Genomic DNA, 21,447 nt, shown 5'->3' with positions numbered 1-21,447 from the left:
CATAAGACCAAATAAGCAAGGAGTAGAACGGAATGCGTCCAGCGGCGCCGCATACGGACACCCTGAACATCTTTGAACGCTGGGGCCTGCGCTGGATGCGCAGGCATTCCCGAGCGGATCAGCCCGCACTGAGCCATTGGCCCAAAGAGATTCTGCACAAAATCCGGAAGATCGAGCGGAGCACGATCATCCAGGCGTCCATCCTTGGAGCGGTCTCCGGAATGCTCTTCGGTGTAACCGAAATGGGACTCGAGGAATGGTTCGGGGAAGACCAGGGATGGCTGTACTGGGTTATCTTCTCCGCCCTGGGGCTGGTGATCAGCGGAGCAGAGATCATCATTCTTTACTGGCGAATTTTTCGAACCGTCGGCCGCGTTGCCACCCAAGCCGGCCTGGACATCGACCGCGACGACGTGGAAAGGATGATGGTCCTGGGCTTGTCTCGAGCCGCGTTGGACATGCCGAATCCCAGAGCCGCGTTCCACGGCGTCGATCCCTATTCCAGGCTGCCGCGATGGAAGCTGCTCATGTACACGATTTTCTACCGGCTCAAGGTCGGAGCGACCAGCATGGTCCTAAGGGTGATCCTACGCCGCGTTCTTGCTCGGGCCGCCCTGAGATCCCTTATCCCCTTCGCCGCAATCGGAGTCTTCGCCTTCTGGAATGCCTTGATCACCTACTGGATACTGCGTCAGGCACGCATCCGGATCGCCGGTCCCGTGGCCATCCGCGACCTCGAAGCCATTACCAAGGAAGATGGAGAATCACTGGACCAGTCCCAGAAAGAAGTGCTGTATATGGCCGTCGCCGAGAGCGTGGTCCGCAGCCAGGATGCACACCCGAACTATGTCCTGCTGCTGGGGCAGCTCCTTGAGAGATGGAAGCTGGACAAGGGGGAGGTCAGGGGAGAATGGCGTGAGGGCGTTCTGAACGAAAGCAAGCTGGGCAAGACTGGCAAAAAGACGTTGCTGCGCATGCTGATCGCCACCACCATTCTACGCGGCTCCTCGCGCAGAGCCCAACGGGTATTTCTTGAAGAGACGGCAAGAGATCTGGGCCGCGGAATAGACAAGGGCGCATTGAAATCCCTGCAAAGCGGCGTGTATGACGGCCAGGGGCTGGAAGCCTCGCAAATCGACGCGGTCACCTCGCAAGCGTCATGATCCGCCTGCTCCCTCTCCGAAGAAACGAGGGTTGTCCGGTGGATCAAGGTTGCTTGGGCATTGAGCAGGTTGTTCTGAACAGAGATTTAATCTGCTGGATAATGCGTCTGCCACGGCTACTCAAGGATTGAACGGATAATTCCTCTCGGGAAAAAGCCTGGGCATCCTCCTCCCGTAACCATCCCTGAAATTTAAAGGTTCTTCGGGTGTTGGATCAAAGCGCGCCTCGGGTCGCTCCTCCCATCGATGGATTTCCAAGACGACAAGATAAGGATATCTCTGCTCTTCCCCCTCCACCCGGCCGGCCACGGTGACCTTGGTTCCATGGACGAACCGGCTCGGAGCTGACGATCCATCATCAAAGGCAAGAAAACGTCCTGCGGATGCCTCCAGATTCCCGGGTCTGCTGTTGCCCATGCCGGTCTGTTCAATGGTCAGCAACGTCCCGTTTTCTCTCTCATCGGCCAGGACGACAACTCCACCAAGAACAACGACTTTCCCTCTGTGCGCCTGGGGATGACGCATCAACTGGGCAAAGGAGAGATCCTGATCCGCCATCCGCAATAAGGAAGAAGAAACAGCCTGGGAACACCCCGCTAGAATGAGTGTTCCCATCAGCAGAGGAAAAAAGAATTTTTGCATCTTCCACCTCCCCTGAAATCTGATGAAAATGCATCTTCCGCCGCCATTATCCGGGAAGAAACCTGAACACCGGCTTAGCATTACTGCCTTGGAAATGTTACTATAAGCCATTCCGGCGGAAGCCGGAATAGCGTAGTGCTGAGGAGTTGCAGAGTAATCACTCCAGAAGGGATAGCCAGGCCAAAGGCTGGCCTCACCCGTGGGAAGGTCTTGCTGTAGAGTGGGGTGCTGTTTCTTGAATCAAGATTGGCCTTGTAAGAAGAAAATCCGCAAGCGTCGAGAACGCCACCGAAGACGTCACTTTCCGGCAGTTCTCTCCAGCAATGCGTGCAAGGCTGTATAGCTTTCCTCAAGGGATTGGCATTCATCAACCTGTTGGCGCAGATAATTCTGAATAGGGCCGATGCGCTGCAACGCCAAGTCAATTTCCTGACTGCTCCCCTTGGCGTATGCGCCGATATTCACCATGTCCTCGACCTTTTTGAAAGTGGCCAGGGTGCGGACGAATTCCTGACCGGACCGGATGATGTCCGGCGGCGAGACGTCGGCCCGCAGCCGGCTGACGCTCTTGAGCACGTCCACGGCCGGGTAATGGCCCTGATCAGCCAGTTCCCGGGTCAGTACAATGTGCCCGTCCAGAATGGAGCGGACGGAATCCGCCACAGGCTCGGAAAAATCGTCACCCTCCACAAGGACAGTGTAAATTCCGGTAATGCTGCCTTTTTCGCTGTTTCCAGCCCGCTCCAGCAGCCGTGGCAGCATGGCGAAAACCGTGGGCGTGTATCCGCGGGTGGTGGGCGGTTCGCCGGCAGCCAGTCCCACTTCCCGGGCTGCCATGGCGAAACGGGTTACGGAATCCATCATCAGGATCACGTCCTTGCCTTTGTCCCGGAAATATTCGGCTACGGCCGTTGCGGCGAAGGCGGCGCGCATCCGGACCAGCGGGCCCTGTTCCGAAGTGGCCACAATGAGAATGGACCTGGCCAAACCTTCCGGTCCCAGATCCTTTTCCATGAAGTCCAGCACCTCTCGCCCGCGTTCGCCCACCAGGGCGATCACGTTGATGTCCGCCTTCGTATACCGGGCCAGCATGCCCATCAGGGTGCTCTTGCCCACGCCGGAACCGGCCATGATTCCCACCCGCTGTCCTTTGCCCAGAGTCAGCAGGCCGTTGATGGCCCGGATGCCGGTATCCAACGGCGCCATGATCCGGGGCCGTTTCAAGGGATTCAAGGGATTGGCATGCAACGGGTAATACTGGGATGCGCGCAAAGGGGGACCGGCATCCATGGGTCGGCCAAAGGCATCCACCACGCGGCCGAGCATCTGGTCGCCCACGGGAAACAACGGCGGCGTGTTGGAGTTCTGGATCAAGCTACCTGGCCGGATGCCCCGCATCTCGCCGTACGGCATGAACAGCACGGAACCATTACGAAAACCCACAACTTCCGCCGGGATGTCTTCCTTGCCGTCATCGGACAGCAGGCGGCAAAAAGATCCCAGGGAAGCCTTCATGCCCCGGCCCTCGACCAGCAGTCCGACCACCTTGGACACCTTGCCGTAGGTTTGGACCGGATCCGTCTCCCGGAGCACATTGATGCAATTCTGCGGAGACAGACCCATCAGTTGCTTTCCTCAAGAGTCAGTTGCGCGATAATGTCCTCCAAACCGGCCCTGCGTGATGCAATGGTGTTGTCCACCATGCCGTGATCGCATTCCAGAATCAGTCCGCCTTGTTCGATCCGCGGATCCTCCTTGATCTTCCAGTTGTCCAGCTGATCACCCCCGTTTCGGGTTTGACGCAGCATCGCCTCAATCAGTTCGCGATCCCGAGGGTGCACTGAAAAGACCATCTTACGCTTCGAGTCGATCATGTCCACGGCCTGATCCAGGAGAACGGCAAGGCTCTCCTGGCGATGCGCCTCCAATTCCACGGCAATGGTCTTTTCCACCATGATATGCAATAGTGAAATCAAGTCCGCGCGGTGCGTCCGCCACACCTTTTTGCCCTGCTCCTGAATTGCGTTCAAAATGGCGGCACACTGGTCCGCGGCCTGTTCCCGGGCCACCATGAGTTCAGCATCCGCCTGGGCCTGGCCAGCATGATACCCTTCCTCATGGGCCTGAGCACGGACTTGCTCCGCTTCGGCCATTGCCTGGGCCAGAATCTCCCTGGCCATGTCCTGGGCTCGAATTCGCACACGAGACAGATACTCCTCCTCGGCTTCCAAGTTCCAGGCTTCCTGGCGCCCGCTGTTCAAGGTCAGCTCAGCCAGACCCACGGAGCGCGGACCGATGATGATCCTGCCTTCCGGCTTTTGATCGGCGCCCGGGGCACTAGAGAAGGACATCCCCGCCTCCCTTGCCCGTGATGATGATCCGACCTTCCGCCTCCAACCTGCGAACGACCTTGACCACGTTCATCTGCGCCGCTTCCACTTCCGAAAGCTTGACCGGCCCCATGATCTCCAGATCTTCCTTGATCATGGTCGCGGCGCGTTCCGAAAGGTTGGAGTAGAACTTGTCCCGAAGGTCCTCGCTGGCGCCCTTCAAGGCCAGGGTAAGTTCGTCGTTGCTGACTTCCTTGAGCAATTCGCGAATGCTGCGATCGTCCAGCTGCTTGATGTCCTCGAACACGAACATCAGCTGACGGATATCTTCGGCCAACTGGGTGGACTCTTCCTCGATGTCCGAGAGCACCTCTTCTTCCGTGCTACGGTCCACGGCATTGAGAATCTCCGCAACCGCGGGAATTCCCCCGACCTTCTTGCCCTCGCGGCCTCCCATGGCAATCAATTGTCGCTCCAGAATCCTGCCCACTTCCACCAGCATGTCCTCTGGAACAGCCTCCAGTTTGGCCAGACGGATCAGGACCTCCGCACGTACGGCCGTGGGCATGCTCTGGAGCAGACCCGCCGCCTGCTCCGAATCCAGGTGCCCGAGAATCAGGGCCAGGGTTTGGGGATGTTCGTTGCGCAGGATCTGGGCCAGCATTTTTGGACTCACGTTCTCCAGAGACTTGAACGGCGCGGGACCGGCGTCCAGATCCAACGAATCCAGGACGTATTTGGCCGTATCGCTGTCCAGCCCCTGCAACATCCGCCGAACCCGATCCGGACTGCTCACGAGCATATTCTCGCCCAGCGACAGGATCTGGTTGAACTCCCTAAGGACGTTCTCAACCATCTCCTTGGGAACCGAATCCATTTCGACCATGGCCTTGCTCACCCGGGAGATCTCTCGCCGGTCCAGGTGCTTGAACACGTCCACGGCATACTTGTCGCCCAAGGCCAGAAGCAGGATGGCTGTCTTTTGGGTGCCGGATATTTTTTCAGCCACTTCAGGCATTCTCCTCTTTCAACCAGATCTTGAGCACGTTGATGCTTTGCTCCATGTTCTTCTGCAACAGTTCTTCGGTCTGCTGCTTCAGCTGCTCCATGCGCCGCTGGGCCAGAACGGTTTCGCTCTCCAACGCTTCGGCCTCTTCCAGAGCCATCTGTTGCATATCCCCGCTCGGCAGCCCTTCCACCACTGAATCGTCCTGTTCGGCGACACGGGGCCGGATCATGGCCAGAACCACCGGTCGAAGCACCAGGAGCAGGAACAACAGGACCAACAGAAAGTTGAGTATCGGCTTGCCGAACTGTCGACCGTAATCCAGGATGATGTCCGCCAGTCCCGGTGCCGGAAGAACCTCTGGGCCGCCGAACGAAATGCTGGAGACTTCCACGCTGTCCCCCCGTGCTCCGTCATATCCGATGGCGTTGCGGACCAACTGCTCAATCCGCTGCAACTCCTCCGCGCTACGGGGAATGAAAACATGGCCCGAACCGTCGGGTGCCGCTTCATAAATGCCGTCGACGATAACCGCAACACTGAGCCGCTGCAATTGCCCCATGGGCATGATGATCTGCTGCTCTTCGCGGTCGATCTCGAAATTGATCGTGGAGGACGAGCGAGTGCTCTCCTGGAGCGTTCCGTGTCCCGCAAAGCCCTCGCCACGAAACTGCGGTTCAGGCACGCCGCCGTCCAGGTGGGACTGCCCTGAACTTGCTTCATCGCTTTTCTGCTCGCTGCGGACCACGGCGCTGTCCGGATCAAACATTTCCTTGCGGATGGTGCGATGACTGAAATCCAGATCCGTATTCACCTTGGCGATCACCTGGCCATGTCCGAACAGCGGAATGAGCATCTGGTCGATGCGGCGCTCCAGCGTCTGTTCCAGTTGCAGCTTGTACTCCAACTGCGTGCTGGACAGCCCTTCAAACGTATCCGAGGCCTTTGGCTGATACAGCACCCGGCCGCTGGTGTCCGACACGGTAATGTGATCCGCTGTCAATCCTTCCACTGCGGAGGTCACCAGATTGACGACGCTCTGAACCTGCCGGGATTCCAGGCGAGCGCCCTGGCGCATGGTCAATATCACAGCGGCGGAGGGCGGGCTTTGTTCTTCAATGAACAGGCTGCGATGCGGAATGACCAGATGGATTCTGGCGCTGTCTACTTCCGGAAACTCGCTGATGGTTCTGGACAATTCACCTTGCAGCGCTCGCTGATAATTGATGCGCTGGATGAAGTCCGTCTGACCCAGCTTGACGTCGTCAAAAATTTCAAAACCAAGCCCCGATCCGCGCAATGCTCCTTCCCCGGCGATCCGCAACCGCAATTCATGCACCCGATCCACCGGGACAAGGATGGTTTGGCCGTTGTCCGTCAAACGAAACGGCTCTTTGGCGGTTTGCAGCGTACTCACCACCCGGTTGGCATCCTCCGGAGCCAAGCGATCATAAAGCACGGCGTAGTCCGGACGTCCCATCCAGTACAACAAAAGAAAGAAGACAAGGACCATGGAAAACGCCAGTCCTCCGACCATGATGCGTTGAGAGACGCTGGAATCGTTCCAGATGAGGAGCGCTTTGGCTTTCAAATTTTCCAGAAAGGGAGGCATGGTCTTTTCTCCGGCTCGGGGGCTTAGAATGTTGAAGTTGTCATACAAGGCGATCAGGGTGAGGCCGGTCCGTCAGGCAGTGGGAGTGCGTAAAGCACTACGGCGCTGCTCAGGTCGGAGGTTCGTTTACCTTCACTTAGAAGGGCATGCGCATCACTTCCTTATAGGCTTCCATGAGTTTGTTGCGTACGGCGGAAGTCATGTTCATGGATAAACTTGCCTTCTGCATGGCAATCATCAACTCATGCACGTTCTGGTTTTCACCCGCGGCAAAGGATTCGATCATTCCGACGGATTCCTGACGAAGATTGTTCACGTTGCGCAAGGAATCCTGAAGCGTGGAGGTAAATGATTTGGCCTCGGTGTGAGGCTGAACGGTTTCGGGGCGCGGCATCTTTGCCGCTTGAGCATACGCTTTCAGGGCGATGGGTGAAATGGCCATGTACTCCTCCAAAGATGCATGAATGTAAATCTCGCGGCGATGGACAGCCGACTCGTTATCTACCCAGTTCCAGAGCCTTGTTGAACATGGCCTTGGCCGAGGAAACCGTGGCGGCGTTGGCCTCGTACGTGCGCAAGGCCGTCATCATGTTCGCCATTTCCTCGACCACGTTGATGTCCGGCAGGCTGACGTAGCCCTGCCCATCCGCATCAGGGTGGCCCGGATCATAAACCCTTTTCAGGGGCCGCTGGTCCGTGACGACTCCACTGACTTTCACGCCCTGCACCTCCCGCTCAAGTTCGGAGCGCATGGCCTTGGTGAATGGGGAATCCAGGGGGGTGGACTGAAAGACAACGCTTTTTCTGCGGTATGGACCGCCTTCAGGTGTACGAGTCGTGTTCACATTGGCCAGATTCATGGATATGACGTTCAAATGCGTCCGTTCGGCACTCAATCCGGAAGCACCGATATCCAGAGCGGTCATGAAGTCCATTAGCGACCTCCTTCAGTAATGACTGTCTTCAATCCTTCAAAGTTCTTCTGCAACGTCGTAATCAGCGTATTATAGAGCAGCGTGTTCTTGGCCATTGTTGTCATCTCCTTGTCCAGATCCACGGCATCCTCGCCCTGCGTTACGCGCGGCTTGAGATCCTTTATGAAGTCAGCGGAAAAATTTTTCGCGTCGAATTCCGCCGGCATGTGACTTGCGTTGGTCCGGGTCATCTTCCCCCGTGCATCCAATCCCAAAGCTCGCTGCAGATCTTCCTCGAATTCCAGGCTGCGGGCCTTGTAGCCCGGCGTCTTGATGTTCGCCAAATTCCCTGCGACGACATTTTGACGTTCAAGGCGCATATCCAGGACCTTGGCCTGGAGATGAATATGTGAACCGAACAGGCTTTTCACGTTGTATTTCCTCCATTTTCTTCCAGCGTGCCATGGCTGCGACACTTGGGTTGCAAGACTATTCTAAAGGGTTTTTCGTCCAGAAGTAGCAACTCCCGTTCCAAAAAAAAAACACCCAGCGCTTTAGCCTTCACTACGCAACCAGCGCCTTATGGCCCGCCTGCCGAATCCCAATGTTACGTTCCCAGCCGACATCTTGCCTCTCCAGGAGGCAATCGTTGCAGTCCATGCTTGGCATGAAAGATGCTGACGACAAGGAAACAGTCGGATTTCAGACAGGAACAACTGCTGAAGAACCCATTTATCTACACAGAGGAGATATCATCATGACCAGCCATCTTGATTATGAAATCAACAAAGAACTTGGAGAGTGCTATCTGTTCATGGGCGAGCTGGACAAGGCGGAGCAGTATTATGAAAAAGCCGCCAACTCCAACGGAACGCATCCTGATCCATATCTGGGTTTGGCAACAGTCGCGGTCCAACGTGGACACCTTGAGAATGCACTCAGCCTCTACAGACGCGCAACGGAAATTCAATCCACAGACAAATCTCTTGCAGGCATGGCTTTGGTGGAAATGGAGACCGGCGTCATAAACGATGCATATGAGCATTTTTCCCAGGCCTTGGAACTCAACCCCGAAAACTTGGTGGCCCTCTACGGACTGGTCCAGGTTGCCCACAGCCTGGACTGCCTGGACAAGCTCATCTCACCCTTGGAAAATTTTCTTGAACTCAACCCGGACAAGGCTGAAATACGCTTCACCCTGGCAGGCGTCCTGATCAAGCTAGGCAAAGTCACTCAGGCCAAAGAACAGCTTGAACAGTGCCTGGAGATCGACCCGACCTACGACCCAGCCAAGGAACTTCTGCTCGAGATGGTTCAATAACACACGAACTAGCCTTGCTCCTCTGCGTGTCGTTGGGGCGCCTGATCCTGGTCATGGCGTCCCAACGACTACGATTTCCCTTGAAAAAACACCCACTGCATTCAGGTCGTTCTTTGCACTCATGTTTAACTCAGCAAATGGAACGGACAAATCGAACCGTTGGACATTCATGCGCCAAAAACTGTCTGAGGTTTAAACGCCTCGGTACACGGAACATCAGCCCAAGGTGGATAGACAAGTTACATTTATTAATAACTCTTCAATGTGATGTTAATCCAGCCGCAAGCATAATCAAGCGATATAGGGAATCAAATGAGTTTTTTAAAATGGAAACCTTTTATTCGTCCCGCAACAATAGAAGTCCAAACGCATTCACCATCGGCGGGATGCAAACAACGTGACAAACTTCATCATTATTCAATATTCTCATTTCTCGCAGCAGCGATTATGCTGCTAGTGCCGATTTCTCCAATTTTCGCTAATGACACGGTAACTCTTCATGTCGAGTGGGACTATAGTCCTCCCGAATCGGGACAGGTTCTGGGTTATCGTTTGTACATCAATGATCATCCTGAAGCTATTTGTGAGACACACAATCTTTCAAAAGAAATGCAGTGCGTCATTACTGCGCCTATCGGAACGACGTCTTTCTCCATGACAGCCTTATTTTCCGATGGTTCAGAGACTTCCCACTCTATTCCATATGTGATTTATATAGAGCAAAATAATGATCAGGACAAAAGTCCACACCCAATAAATCCACCGAAATATGATGAAACACAACAAATCGAAAATTCACTTCATCAGAGAATTATTTCTTTAGAAAACAGGGCAAAAGCAAAATTATTGTTTTGCTGGAGCGAACTGCTTTTTCCAGAAATATTCTCGTTAAACACACATCCAATAATGGAAAATGAAGGGAAATTTTATCAATCTTATCCAATGTCCGGCCTAAAGCTGTTAACAGACAATAACGAGCTGTATTACATGGATTCAGACGGAGTAGAACATAGCTTTGGGAATGTGGATGAATGGCTTATTATGCTTTTTGCGGACGAAGAAGAGAAATCGGCAATATTATTTCTTTGGCTTGAGCATCTGTTTCCAAGCCTTTTTGCACCATCACCCCAAACAACCATAAAAACCAACGATATGTATTACCGCAGCTACCCCAAAACCGGTGCGACGGTTGCAATTAACGCAGAGAAATTGTACTATATCAACCAGAATCAGACGATAGAACTAGGTAACGTTGACAACTTACTCCTAGGCCTTTCTGAAATAAGCAGTTAACTTGTACTGCCATCGCCCATGACGAAATAACTACTCCCTTTGCTTTACAGTCATCGGCAATCGACTGTATTGCCGATGACTGTAAAGCTGACTTCGCATCATAAAGAGAAAAAAGCATGCAATTATTACCTATCAGACAGGCGCTGCTCAGCGTCACGGATAAAACTGGCTTGCGGGATTTCGCGACTTTTTTGCATCAAGGTGGAGTACAACTTGTTTCAACGGGAGGAACGAGGAAGATCTTGCTGGAAGCCGGCCTGCCAGTCCGAGCAGTGAGCGAGGTTACTGGGTTTCCGGAAATCCTTGATGGGCGGGTCAAAACACTGCACCCGCATATTCATGGGCCTTTACTGGCAGACAAGGACAACCCCGCACACTTGCAGACTCTCGCTGAACGGAATCTGTTGCCCCTGGACCTGATCTGCGTCAACCTGTACAATTTTGCAGGCGCCCTTGAACAAAACCTGGACATCCGGGATTGTATCGAACAGATCGACATCGGCGGGCCGACCATGCTCCGGGCCGCCGCGAAGAATTTTCACAGCGTCCTGGTGGTTCCTGATCCTGAATTTTATTCACGCATAATGGGTGAATTGGCATCTCAGCATTATCGTGTCAGCCTAGCCCTGCGTCGAGAGACTGCGGCGAGAACTTTTCGCTTGACTTCGAATTATGATGCCATGATCGCACAGCATCTTGCCAAGGTTGATGGAGCGTCTCAGAATTAATCCAAGTCAGGTACGATTATGTTATTGCTTTTCCTTGGCTGGTAATTATTTTCAAATAATGTACGAAAACTCAGCAAATTCTTGTCGGCAGGATGATGTTAAGCCGGCGAAGGAACTGCTTTTCCAGACCAAGGAACACTTGGTTTCGTCAGTGAATTATTACTATCAGGAAATCGAAAACGCTCGAACATGCGCAAAGGGATCTTTTCAACCCTAATGGTCCGGCATATTTTCACCTTCAACGACATCACCCGACAGAGGTCCCGACATAGCCAGCCAGATCCAAGGCAATACAACAGGCCTGAAGCCCAGCCAGCTCAAAGCGCTGAATCGTTTATACCAGCGACGCTATCCACCAGCTGAGGGATACACCCCGGAGCAAGCCCGGGAACTGGGCATGCTCAGCTTAGAGACGGGGCGGCAGATCGGTCTGCTTATCGATCGACAGGGCAAGCCACGGATCGTCATCGTAGGCGATGCCCATGGAATCATCATACCTGAACTCCCTCCTGGCCGTCATGGACCGGGACGCTTGCGCGGACTGCGCCTGTTGCATACCCACCTCAATCAGGATCCTCTGAATGAAGAGGACCTGATGGACCTGATCTTCCTGCGCCTGGACTCCATCTCCGTTTTGTGCCTTGATGCCTGGGGGCAGCCAAGCCTTTTCTCCTGGGCTCACCTCCTTCCCGGCGGTGCGGAACAAAGCCCGTACCAGGTTTTCCCACCGACATCATGGGATCAGGTCCATGTCAATTTTTTGGAGCAAACTGAAGCCATCGAGGAAGAGCTTGGTCGGACCATCGCGGCGCAAGGTCCGGCGCCAACCGGCGACAGGGCTTTGCTGGTCAGCGTGGATACGCTTCCTCGCGCCGAACAGGAACTCAACCTTGATGAACTTTCGGATTTGGCGAAGACTTCGGGAATTACCGTTGTCGGCAACATGATCCAACGGGTTCAGCGTCAAAATCCCAAACACATTCTGGGCAAGGGAAAACTTGCCGAACTTGAGGTTCTGGCTTTGCGGACGAATGCCGGAATTCTGCTCTTTGATCAGGACTTAAGTCCAACCCAGATTCGCAACCTGACCCATCTCAGTGAACGGAAGGTTCTGGATCGGACCCAGTTGATCCTGGACATTTTTGCTCAGCATGCGAAGACCAGAGCCGGAAAACTGCAGGTGGAGATGGCCCAGTTGCGCTACACCATGCCTCGCCTGGTGCGCCAGGACAGAGCCATGAGCCGTTTGGCAGGCGGAATCGGGGGTCGCGGCCCGGGGGAGACGAAGCTGGAATTGGATCGCCGAAAGATTCGCCAGCGCATAGCGAGGATAAAACAGGATCTGGAGGACTTGCGCCGGCAGCGTGAAGCCACCAGGGTCCGTCGTCAGAAGGTGGGGCTGCCTATCGTGGCCATGGTCGGATACACCAATACAGGCAAATCCAGCTTGCTGAACATTCTCACGGCCAGCGAGGTACTTGCGGAAAACAAGCTTTTTGCCACGCTTGATCCCACCAGCCGCCGGGTTCGGTTTCCTCAGCAACGGGAAGTGATCATCACGGACACGGTTGGATTCATCCGTCGTCTGCCTCCAGAACTCAAGGAAGCCTTTCGGGCGACTTTGGAGGAATTGGACGAGGCCGATCTGTTTTTACATGTTGCGGATGCCGCCCACCCTGAACTGGAGCGTCAGGTCCAGGATGTGCGGGGCATTCTGGAAGAAATGAATCTTCAGGAAGTCCCGACCTTGTTGCTGCTGAACAAGCTCGATCTCCTGTCCGTCGAGGACCGGGTACGGCTTGGGCAAATATTTCCTGAAGGGATCGGAATATCCGTTCAAACCGGAGAGGGGCTGGAAAATCTTGTCCAGCGCATCATGATCGCCCTTCCTGTTTCCCTTGCCTGATCATCGCATCTGCTACGTTTCTGGGACTCCATTGCCCTGGTACAGCACCACCTTGTTCCTGCCATCTTTCTTTGCCTGGTACAACGCTCGGTCCGCAGCCTCAATTAAAGTGGCACTGTTGGGACTATGTCCGCAGTAGGCATGCAGTTCAGCCACGCCGGCGCTGATGGTTATTTTTACTCCTGAGTAAACCACTTCACCGCTGCCATTGCGAATCAGGAAGTTATAATCTTGAATCCTTTTACGAACCTTTTCGGCAAAACTCACGGCCTCTGAATCTGAAGCCCCAGGCATGATCAGCACAAACTCCTCTCCACCGAAACGCGCGGGGAAGATAGTGCAACCGACTCCCCTTTCCTGGTCGTTGATACATGCCTTGAGCAATCCCGCAACGGTTATAAGAGCCTGGTCGCCAACCAGGTGTCCGTATTTGTCGTTGAACTGCTTGAAGTTGTCGATATCCAGGAAAACCATGGCCAAGGGGGTCTGACAGGATAGCGAATTGGTAATCGCGCGGTGCATGAAGGAGTCCAGGGCCCTGCGATTGTATATTTTCGTTAGTTCATCGGTCATGCTCATGGCCACGATGGTTTCCAAATCGCTCTGCAACATGCCTTCAATCTTTTGAAATCCGTTCTGAATCTCGGCGACCATTTTCTCCATAGGCTGATCGCTATGGATGGTTTCCAGGGTCATGACTTCAAGGTCTTGGACATCATTTTTTCTGCGCTGCAACAAAGTCTGAAACTGCTTTATCAGCTGGGCTGTATCCTGCAGGGTCTCCGTCAGCTTGTGCCGCCATCGATCATTGATAATTGCTTCGTTGTCCCGCAACAGCTTCTGAAACGCCTTATCGGAAAAGTCCTTCCTGCGTAGTACCTGCATGACCAGGTCCTGTGTCCGCTCCCGTTGTTCCGCGGTCAGAAACTCGTAATCACGGATGCTGCGCATGTACAGAATCAATCCCCGCCACTTGGACTCCCGGGGAACACCCAACTTGTCCATGGTCGCGCAAAGATCTTCGAAACACCGTTTCATCGCACACTACCCGCTGGTTTCCGTATGTTGATCATGATCCGTCTTGTCACAGGCGTTGGTTCCTTCAGCGGCCTTCTCCTCGCGCCCATTCAACTGGCCATGGCCTCAGAAATATCACTGCAGATTCCAGGATGCGTCGTCAGCCGAATTACCCATAAAAGGGAATCTGTGCAAGATTACTAACAGCGGCACATTCAGCAGACCTAGTTTTTCGACAGGAACTGGTCCGGCTTGTCGAGTAGCCATTGCTGTCTCACATACCTGTTGAACCAGGACACACACATTCCGCGCTATCCGCCCCGCTATGAATTATTAGTATCAGCGTGATTCCAGGCAAACTCGAGATGACGGGCCTCAGGCAAATCGTTGCACGACAAAAAAAGGCCGGACAATGTCCGGCCTTTTGAAGCGCAATTAGATGGCGGGAATTAGTACATTCCGCCCATTCCGCCCATTCCGCCCATACCACCGCCGGGCATGGGCATATCTTTCTTCGGCTCGGGCTTTTCAGCCACGGCGCATTCGGTGGTCAGCAGCAGACCGGCCACGGATGCGGCATTCTGAAGAGCAATACGGGTGACCTTCTTCGGATCAATGACGCCGGCGGCGATCAGATCTTCATAGACGCCGGTGGCGGCGTTGAAGCCGTATCCGTCTTTACCGTCTTTGACCTTTTCCACAACGATGGAACCCTCGAAACCGGCATTGGCCGAGATCATCCGCAGGGGCTCTTCAATGGCCCGGCGGACCAGCGTCACGCCGGCGGCTTCGTCATCGTCAACGGTCTTGATACCATCCAGGCTCTTCACGGAGCGAACCAAAGCCACGCCACCGCCGGGAACAATGCCTTCTTCCACGGCAGCGCGGGTTGCATTGAGCGCATCTTCGACGCGGGCCTTCTTTTCCTTCATCTCGGTTTCCGTGGCGGCGCCGACATTGATCACGGCCACTCCGCCGACGATCTTGGCCAGACGCTCCTGCAGCTTCTCGCGGTCGTAATCGGAAGTGGTCTCGTCGATCTCGCTGCGGATCTGCTTCACACGGGCCTTAATCTGCTCAGGATCGCCTGCGCCGTCGATGATGGTCGTGTTTTCCTTGTTGATCACGATCCGCTTGGCCTTGCCCAGATCGTTCAGGGAGATGTTCTCCAGCTTGATGCCCAAGTCTTCGGAAACCATCTGTCCACCGGTCAGGATGGCGATGTCCTGCAACATGGCCTTGCGACGCTCGCCAAAACCGGGGGCCTTTACGGCGGAAACCTGCAACGTGCCGCGCAGTTTGTTCACGACCAGTGTAGCCAAGGCTTCGCCTTCCACATCTTCAGAGATGATCAATAGCGGCTTGGACATTTTGGCGACCTGCTCAAGAACGGGCAGCATGTCTTTCATGCTGGAGATCTTCTTCTCGCAAATCAGGATCAGGGGCTCGTCCATTTCGCAAAGCATCTTTTCCGGATCGGTCACGAAATAGGGGGAGAGGTAACCACGGTCAAACTGCATGCCCTCGACCACGTCCAGGGTTGTTTCCAGGCCCTTGGCCTCTTCAACGGTGATCACGCCTTCCTTGCCGACCTTGTTCATGGCTTCGGCAATGATGTTGCCGATGGTCGGGTCATTGTTCGCGGAAATGGTGCCGACCTGAGCGATTTCTTTCTGGTCCCGGGTAGGCTTGGTCTGGTTGACCAAATCAGCGGTGACGGCTTCAACGGCCTTGTCGATGCCGCGCTTGATGGCCATGGGATTACGGCCGGCGGTTACCAGCTTTACACCGTCTGTGAAAATGGCCTGGGCCAGGATGGTGGCTGTAGTGGTTCCGTCGCCGGCGACATCACTGGTCTTGCTGGCGACTTCCTTGACCATCTGGGCGCCCATGTTCTCGAACTTGTCTGAAAGTTCGATTTCCTTGGCCACGGTGACGCCGTCCTTGGTGATGATCGGCGAGCCGAAGGACTTCTCAATGACCACGTTGCGGCCCTTGGGGCCGAGGGTCACTTTGACTGCGTTCGCCAGGGTGTCAACACCCTTTTTCAGTTTTTCACGCGCCTTGGTGTCAAACAATATTTCTTTAGAAGCCATAATTTTTCTCCTTGCGATAGTTGATCGTTAACGTGGCTGTCAGGATAATCAGCGGGTATTACTCTTCGATAATCGCGAGAATGTCGTCCTCGCGCATGACCAGGAACTCTTCGCCGTCCACCTTCATTTCAGTTCCGGCGTACTTGTTGAAGAGCACCTTGTCGCCTGCTTCCACCGCCACCTTGGTGCGCGTCCCGTCGTCGCCGACTTTTCCCGGACCAACGGCGATGACTTCACCCTTCATGGGCTTTTCCTTTGCGGAATCAGGGATGATGATGCCGCCTTTGGTAACTTCCTCACCCTCAAGCCGTTTTACCAACACACGATCATTCAATGGTTTCAATTTCATTTCTTTCCTCCAAAAGTTTATTTTTAGTTTTGCTAGCACTCACAAGCGATGAGTGCTAGCAGGGTGCTTATCCCCGGGATGCCGTTAAATTGCAAACCCGGAATTTCTTCAAAAAAAGCTAAATTTTTTATTTTACAATAAATATATCAACCATTGTCTCAAAATATATATTATTCACAAATTAAACCGTAAATACTCTTTTTTTTAAAAATATTTTTTTGTGTTCAAAAAAAATCATGTTTGCAATCCGAAGGATTCCGCCGTGATCCGGCATGTCTGTTGCGTTTGAGCATTGCGACACGGCTTTCAAGTCTCCCTCTACTCGCGAAACGTGGTTACTGCGAGCAGCTTTACAATTCTTCCAAGAAAGAATCCCCTGCTCACTAGCATCTGATGCCTTTTCATAAGGCAAGCACTAAACTGCTTCAGCATAGGGTCAACGCTAACCTTTCGTGAAATTTTTGACTTCGTATGGAAATTTCGAGAGAATTTATTGAAACTGATCCTGCTCAACCAAGCAGTTCCAGAAAGTCAGATTTTTAAAGGATTTCAAACAAAGGATTGTTTATGGATCGATCATATATCGTTGGAGGTAAATTTTACCCCGGCACAAGACCGGCATGGGAAACCGAAGTCCGAAACTATCTTGAGCCCAGGAATATCCAGGCAGAGCAGGCGCTACTGGCCATGGTTCCGCATGCCGGCTACGCCTATTCCGGGGCAATAGCCGGCAAGACATTGTCTGCCGTATCCGTACCCGAAACAATATTGCTTCTGGGGCCGAATCATACGGGATTGGGAGCTTCTTTCGCCGTATGGCCTTCCGGGCGCTGGATACTTCCCGGCGCGTACCTAAATGTGGATACTCGACTGGCACAATCCATTATTGACAGCACTCCGGCAACAGCCGACCATCAAGCCCATAATCAGGAGCATTCCCTAGAAGTGATATTGCCCTTCCTTTATGTCTTGAATCCCGATTTGCGTATTGTCCCCATGGCCGTTTCCGAAACAAAACTGGACAATCTGCTGTCAATTGGTCAGGACTTGGCCGGCGTGCTCAGCAAATGGACTACCCCGGTACTGATTGTGGTCAGTTCGGACATGAGCCACTTCATTTCCGCGGAACAGGCGAAATACCAGGATGATCTTGCCTTGAGCGCAATTCTGGAACTGGATCCGGTAAAATTTTATTTAACCGTTCGTTCTGGGAATATCAGCATGTGCGGCGTGCTGCCGATGACTATCGGCTTGACCATTGTTAACAGCATGGGCGGATCACAGGCAAAAATCATCGCCTATGGGACCTCTGGGGATGTAAGTGGGGAATTTTCTCAGGTCGTGGGATATGCGGGAGTCGTGATCACCTGATTGGCGACTTCGAAAGCATTCGTCTTGTGCGACTGGGCGGGATGGATTGAAGAACAAATCCTGGCTCCATCAAAGATACGAAGCCGTAACAATTAAAAGTCAGTCACCTGTCATGCATCGAGAGCAGGATGTGCTGAGTATGAGGAGATACAAAAAATGTAACTCAGCACATTTTTACTGCATGGTATGAAGCTGTCCGGCTTGTCTCGATTTTTCGGCATCGCCTGCCTGCCTGACTGAGTCAGGATTCGTTCATCGAACCATTGGCGGACGCTTGAAGCGCTAAATGCTGTTTATTAACGCAATGGTTCGAAGCTACGAAGCCGACGAAGGAGTTGCGATGCCGAATAACGAGACAAGCCGGACAGTTGATGAATAGTTACCAAAAAATTTTGGTCATTGCCCTGTCGGCAACGAGCTTCAATTCCAGATCTGTGAAGTTGCTGGAGCCTGGGCCGGCGAAGGAAAAAAAGCTTCCTCGGCAATGACCTGCTCACCGGATTCGTCCAGTTCCAGGTACTCGCCCCGATTATCCACCAGGTAACGTACAAATGCATTGTTTAATGCATGACCCGAGCAAAACACCTTGAAGTCTCCATTCATGGGCATTCCGAGAACAAAGAGGTCGCCGATAAAATCCAAGATTTTATGACGCACAAATTCATCCGGAAAACGTAGTCCGTCGGGATTGATTACGCCGTATTCATCCAAGACAACGGCATTATCCAGCGAACCGCCAAGAGCCAAACCGTTACGGCGCAAGTATTCTACTTCCCTCATAAATCCGAATGTGCGTGCTTTGGCAATATCTCGGGTGAAATTCTCTGGATTGCAGTCCACGAAAAATTTCTGTGTCCCAACCAGGGGATGATTGAAATCGATGGTGTAGTCGATAGTCAACCGGTCAGACGGGCTCGCTTTGATCCATTTACCATCCTGCTGAAAATGAATCGGCTTTTTCAAAGTTAGTACGCGTCGGGGCTTGTTCTGGCGGCGAAAGCCCGCTGCGCGCAGCAAAAAAATAAAGGAGGCCGAACTGCCGTCCATGATCGGTACTTCGTCCCCTTCCACTTCGACATACAAATTATCGATTTCCAGGCCCCTTACCGCTGCCAGGAGATGTTCGACTGTGGCAAGCCGCTGCCCGTCAAATCCGAGCGTGGTAGCCATGGTCGTCTCAACGACGGCATCCGCGGAAGGACTGTGAAAGCGCACTCCGTCGACCCCATGCAAGGCGAACACTATCCCTGTATCTTCAGCTGCGGGACGTAGCACCAGCCGGACTTTTCGACCTTTGTGCAAGCCGATTCCCGAACACTGAATGGAACGTTTAATTGTTTTCTGGCAAGTCATAGGGACTCCTTTCAAACCCGCCATGCAATGAACATGCCCATAAGCAGACGCCACGCAATCCATTGAAATATTATGACATTAAAATCACAACAATCTGAAAATTGTTGCTTTTACAACCATCTTGTGTCATTTACAACAATGGTTCTTGTGTTTATGTGTACAGTATTTGTGAATGGGTTCTGGTTGAAAGGCTGGATTTGCTGAGATGGCTCTTGGCTTAGGTGACTCCCATGTCAGAGAGCGTCAAGGCTTGTTTATCAGATTATTGCCGCAAACAGACGCGAGCGAATTATTCTCTGCATCACGCTATGGTTGGATCATACAGCCTTAATGTTGGGAAGGTTAGGAAGCCAGCCTCAACTCACTCACATATATAGCGTATAAAAAACTATTCCCACCATGCAGACACAAACCTGTCCAATCCGGAAAGATCTTTATGAACTCGGACGCGTTTCCAATTTGCTGAAATCCTTTGAATGTGATCATGAACAGCCGCGGCTTGTGTTGAACCTGTTTCCAGCAGAATACATCCCCCTCTCTTCAAAACACGCATGGCATCGCTCAGGAGCGGCGCAAAAAGCTCATCCCCTTTCGGTCCACCGATTAGTGCCTGGCGGGGTTCGTAACAGATAACTTCAGGACTGAGCGTTCGGGCTTCATCTTCACTAATGTAGGGCAGGTTGGCGATGATAAAATCCAGACAAAGTGATCCCAGATGTTTCAGCAAGTCGCCTTGGACTGTCAGGATTCGCTCGGATACGCCGTGCCGCTGGGCATTAAGCTTGCTTATTCCCAAAGTCCTTAAACTAATGTCTGTAGCTATTGCCTGGCCATTGGGAAATTTTGTGAGCAGGGTCACGGCCAGAGCGCCGCTACCGGAACCGACATCTGCAAATAAAAGTTTCCTCTCTTTGGGGAAACTTTTCAAGACCAAGTCAACTCCCAGTTCCGTGTCAGGTCTGGGAATGAGAACATCTTTCGAGACGAGGAAGTCCAGCCCGTAAAATTCTTTATGCCCGAGGATATAGGCCATTGGCTCACCGGTCCCGCGTCTGATCAGAAACGGTCGGATTCTGGCCAATTCATTTTCGCCGAGGGGCTTGTCCGGGTCCAGAAACAGAGCGAGTCGATCTACCCCTAAAGCGTGAGCAATCACAAGCTCAGCACTTAATCGAGGAGAATCGACCCGCTTTTGGCTTAAATAGCCAGTGCTTTTTATTAAAATGTCACGCAGGGTCAGCTGCGTCATGGACATGCTCAAGATCCAACTTCTTCGGTTTCCGCTTTCAAGGCTTCGGTTTGATAGTGCTGGACCAAGGCGTTCACCAGTTCGTCCATTTCTCCTTCAAGAACGGCTTCCAACCGATAGAGCGTCAGGTTGATGCGATGGTCGGTGATCCTGCCCTGAGGATAATTATACGTCCGGATACGTTCGGAACGGTCCCCGCTACCTACTTGGCTCTTCCGGTTCTGGTCGTATGATTGCTTCTGCTCTTCCTGCTTGGCCTTGAGCAGCCGAGACCGGAGCACGGTCATTGCCTTGGCCCGGTTCTTATGCTGGGATTTCTCATCCTGGCAAATCACCACGAGACCTGTGGGGATGTGGGTTACGCGGACGGCGGAATCAGTTGTGTTGACGCTTTGCCCGCCAGGTCCGGATGAGCGATAGACATCCGTACGAACGTCATTGGGGTCAATATGAACATCAACCTCTTCGGCCTCCGGCAGGATGGCCACTGTCACGGCGGAAGTGTGGATTCTGCCCTGGGATTCCGTTGCCGGAACGCGTTGCACGCGGTGTACTCCGGATTCATGTTTCAGGAGACTATACGCCTTGTTCCCTGAAATGGATGCGATCCCTTCCTTGACCCCGCCAGTGCCGCTTTCGCTGGCCTGAATAAGTTCGGTCCGCAAACCGGTGCGCTCGGCATAACGCATGTACATCCGAAAGAGATCCGCGGCAAAGAGGGCAGCCTCATCACCACCGGTTCCGGCTCGGATTTCGAGAATGACATTTCGGTCATCAAGGGGATCTTTCGGAAGCAAAAGGATCTGCAGCTGTCGCTGCAGATCTTCAATTTTTGCATCAAGGAGTTCCAACTCGGCACGAGCCATTTCCCGAATCTCAGGATCCGAGTCGCCAAGGAGCTCCTTGTTCGATTCCAAATCAGCCATGGTGCGGGAATATTCACGATAGACAGTAACAATTTCGCCCAATTCCGAATGGCGCTTTGTCAGCTGACGATACCGGGACTGATCACTGAAAACCTCCGCGGAACTCAACTCCCGCTCCAGTTCCTGATACTTGTCCTGAAGGCTTTCAAGTTTTGCAAACATAATAAAACA

General features: G+C 53.2%; 20 protein-coding genes. 6 read left to right on the top strand and 14 right to left on the bottom strand.

All coding sequences use genetic code 11. From position 1 onward, the window contains the following. The first annotated feature begins 32 nt into the window (after window positions 1–32). Window positions 33–1,163 (top strand): LBF_2804 family protein, encoded by a 1,131-nt coding sequence (locus BLP93_RS03005; protein ID WP_092117091.1) that lies wholly within the window; start codon window positions 33–35, stop codon window positions 1,161–1,163. 120 nt (window positions 1,164–1,283) lie between these two features. Here the strand turns inward: BLP93_RS03005 and BLP93_RS03000 are convergent, their stop codons facing one another. The 8 genes from BLP93_RS03000 to flgB form a co-directional block, all read right to left on the bottom strand. Beyond that, entirely contained in the window at window positions 1,284–1,805 is a 522-nt protein-coding gene (locus BLP93_RS03000; RefSeq protein ID WP_161946176.1) for a Slp family lipoprotein, read from the bottom strand. 297 nt (window positions 1,806–2,102) lie between these two features. Continuing rightward, a complete protein-coding gene (locus BLP93_RS02995) occupies window positions 2,103–3,428 on the bottom strand; it encodes a FliI/YscN family ATPase (RefSeq protein WP_092117087.1) in 1,326 nt (441 codons plus the stop codon). After that, the gene (locus tag BLP93_RS02990) at window positions 3,428–4,156 is read right to left on the bottom strand and encodes a FliH/SctL family protein (protein ID WP_092117085.1); all 729 of its coding nucleotides are present in this window, start codon (window positions 4,154–4,156) and stop codon (window positions 3,428–3,430) included. Before BLP93_RS02990 ends, BLP93_RS02995 begins: the two co-directional genes overlap by 1 nt. Then, on the bottom strand, window positions 4,143–5,153 hold the full coding sequence (fliG, locus tag BLP93_RS02985; protein WP_092117083.1) for a flagellar motor switch protein FliG: 1,011 nt from the start codon (window positions 5,151–5,153) through the stop codon (window positions 4,143–4,145). The genes BLP93_RS02990 and fliG overlap by 14 nt, the downstream gene beginning before the upstream one ends. After that, the gene (fliF, locus tag BLP93_RS02980) at window positions 5,146–6,753 is read right to left on the bottom strand and encodes a flagellar basal-body MS-ring/collar protein FliF (RefSeq protein ID WP_092117081.1); all 1,608 of its coding nucleotides are present in this window, start codon (window positions 6,751–6,753) and stop codon (window positions 5,146–5,148) included. The genes fliG and fliF overlap by 8 nt, the downstream gene beginning before the upstream one ends. A gap of 136 nt (window positions 6,754–6,889) precedes the next feature. Next, the gene (fliE, locus tag BLP93_RS02975) at window positions 6,890–7,195 is read right to left on the bottom strand and encodes a flagellar hook-basal body complex protein FliE (RefSeq protein ID WP_092117079.1); all 306 of its coding nucleotides are present in this window, start codon (window positions 7,193–7,195) and stop codon (window positions 6,890–6,892) included. 55 nt (window positions 7,196–7,250) lie between these two features. Then, entirely contained in the window at window positions 7,251–7,688 is a 438-nt protein-coding gene (gene flgC, locus BLP93_RS02970) for a flagellar basal body rod protein FlgC (RefSeq protein ID WP_092117077.1), read from the bottom strand. Then, window positions 7,688–8,098 (bottom strand): flagellar basal body rod protein FlgB, encoded by a 411-nt coding sequence (flgB, locus tag BLP93_RS02965; RefSeq protein WP_092117075.1) that lies wholly within the window; start codon window positions 8,096–8,098, stop codon window positions 7,688–7,690. Before flgB ends, flgC begins: the two co-directional genes overlap by 1 nt. Window positions 8,099–8,424: 326 nt before the next feature. Between flgB and BLP93_RS02960 the strand changes: the two genes are divergently transcribed. The 4 genes from BLP93_RS02960 to hflX all read left to right on the top strand — a co-directional run bounded on the left by BLP93_RS02960 (window position 8,425) and on the right by hflX (window position 12,915). Beyond that, window positions 8,425–8,988 carry a tetratricopeptide repeat protein gene (locus BLP93_RS02960; RefSeq protein ID WP_092117387.1) on the top strand — a complete coding sequence of 188 codons (564 nt, stop codon included), beginning with the start codon at window positions 8,425–8,427 and terminating at the stop codon, window positions 8,986–8,988. Window positions 8,989–9,300: 312 nt separating this feature from the next. Next, window positions 9,301–10,281 carry a hypothetical protein gene (locus BLP93_RS02955; protein ID WP_139162896.1) on the top strand — a complete coding sequence of 327 codons (981 nt, stop codon included), beginning with the start codon at window positions 9,301–9,303 and terminating at the stop codon, window positions 10,279–10,281. Window positions 10,282–10,397: 116 nt separating this feature from the next. After that, complete coding sequence (locus BLP93_RS02950) at window positions 10,398–11,009, top strand: IMP cyclohydrolase (RefSeq protein ID WP_092117071.1); 612 nt, start codon at window positions 10,398–10,400, stop codon at window positions 11,007–11,009. Between the two features lie 397 nt (window positions 11,010–11,406). Beyond that, window positions 11,407–12,915, top strand: a complete 1,509-nt coding sequence (gene hflX, locus BLP93_RS02945) for a GTPase HflX (RefSeq protein WP_244148626.1) — start codon at window positions 11,407–11,409, stop codon at window positions 12,913–12,915. 12 nt (window positions 12,916–12,927) lie between these two features. Here the strand turns inward: hflX and BLP93_RS02940 are convergent, their stop codons facing one another. The 3 genes from BLP93_RS02940 to groES form a co-directional block, all read right to left on the bottom strand. Further along, a complete protein-coding gene (locus tag BLP93_RS02940; protein WP_092117069.1) occupies window positions 12,928–13,953 on the bottom strand; it encodes a GGDEF domain-containing protein in 1,026 nt (341 codons plus the stop codon). A 428-nt stretch (window positions 13,954–14,381) separates the two neighbouring features. Then, a complete protein-coding gene (gene groL / locus BLP93_RS02935; protein WP_092117067.1) occupies window positions 14,382–16,028 on the bottom strand; it encodes a chaperonin GroEL in 1,647 nt (548 codons plus the stop codon). 58 nt (window positions 16,029–16,086) lie between these two features. Then, the gene (gene groES / locus BLP93_RS02930; protein ID WP_092117065.1) at window positions 16,087–16,377 is read right to left on the bottom strand and encodes a co-chaperone GroES; all 291 of its coding nucleotides are present in this window, start codon (window positions 16,375–16,377) and stop codon (window positions 16,087–16,089) included. 567 nt (window positions 16,378–16,944) lie between these two features. Here groES and amrB point away from each other — a divergent pair. After that, entirely contained in the window at window positions 16,945–17,748 is an 804-nt protein-coding gene (gene amrB, locus BLP93_RS02925; protein ID WP_092117063.1) for an AmmeMemoRadiSam system protein B, read from the top strand. 420 nt (window positions 17,749–18,168) lie between these two features. Here the strand turns inward: amrB and lpxC are convergent, their stop codons facing one another. From lpxC to prfA, 3 genes are all read right to left on the bottom strand, one after another. Beyond that, entirely contained in the window at window positions 18,169–19,101 is a 933-nt protein-coding gene (lpxC, locus tag BLP93_RS02920; protein ID WP_092117061.1) for a UDP-3-O-acyl-N-acetylglucosamine deacetylase, read from the bottom strand. A gap of 388 nt (window positions 19,102–19,489) precedes the next feature. Beyond that, a complete protein-coding gene (prmC, locus tag BLP93_RS02915; protein ID WP_092117059.1) occupies window positions 19,490–20,356 on the bottom strand; it encodes a peptide chain release factor N(5)-glutamine methyltransferase in 867 nt (288 codons plus the stop codon). Window positions 20,357–20,358: 2 nt separating this feature from the next. Next, a complete protein-coding gene (gene prfA, locus BLP93_RS02910; protein WP_092117057.1) occupies window positions 20,359–21,438 on the bottom strand; it encodes a peptide chain release factor 1 in 1,080 nt (359 codons plus the stop codon). Between the last annotated feature and the right edge of the window lie 9 nt (window positions 21,439–21,447).

Origin of the sequence: Desulfonatronum thiosulfatophilum (genome assembly GCF_900104215.1) — a bacterium.
GTDB classification, from domain to species: Bacteria; Desulfobacterota; Desulfovibrionia; order Desulfovibrionales; family Desulfonatronaceae; genus Desulfonatronum; species Desulfonatronum thiosulfatophilum.
Note: the sequence above shows the minus strand (reverse complement) of the source record. Positions and strands in the feature narration are given on the sequence as shown.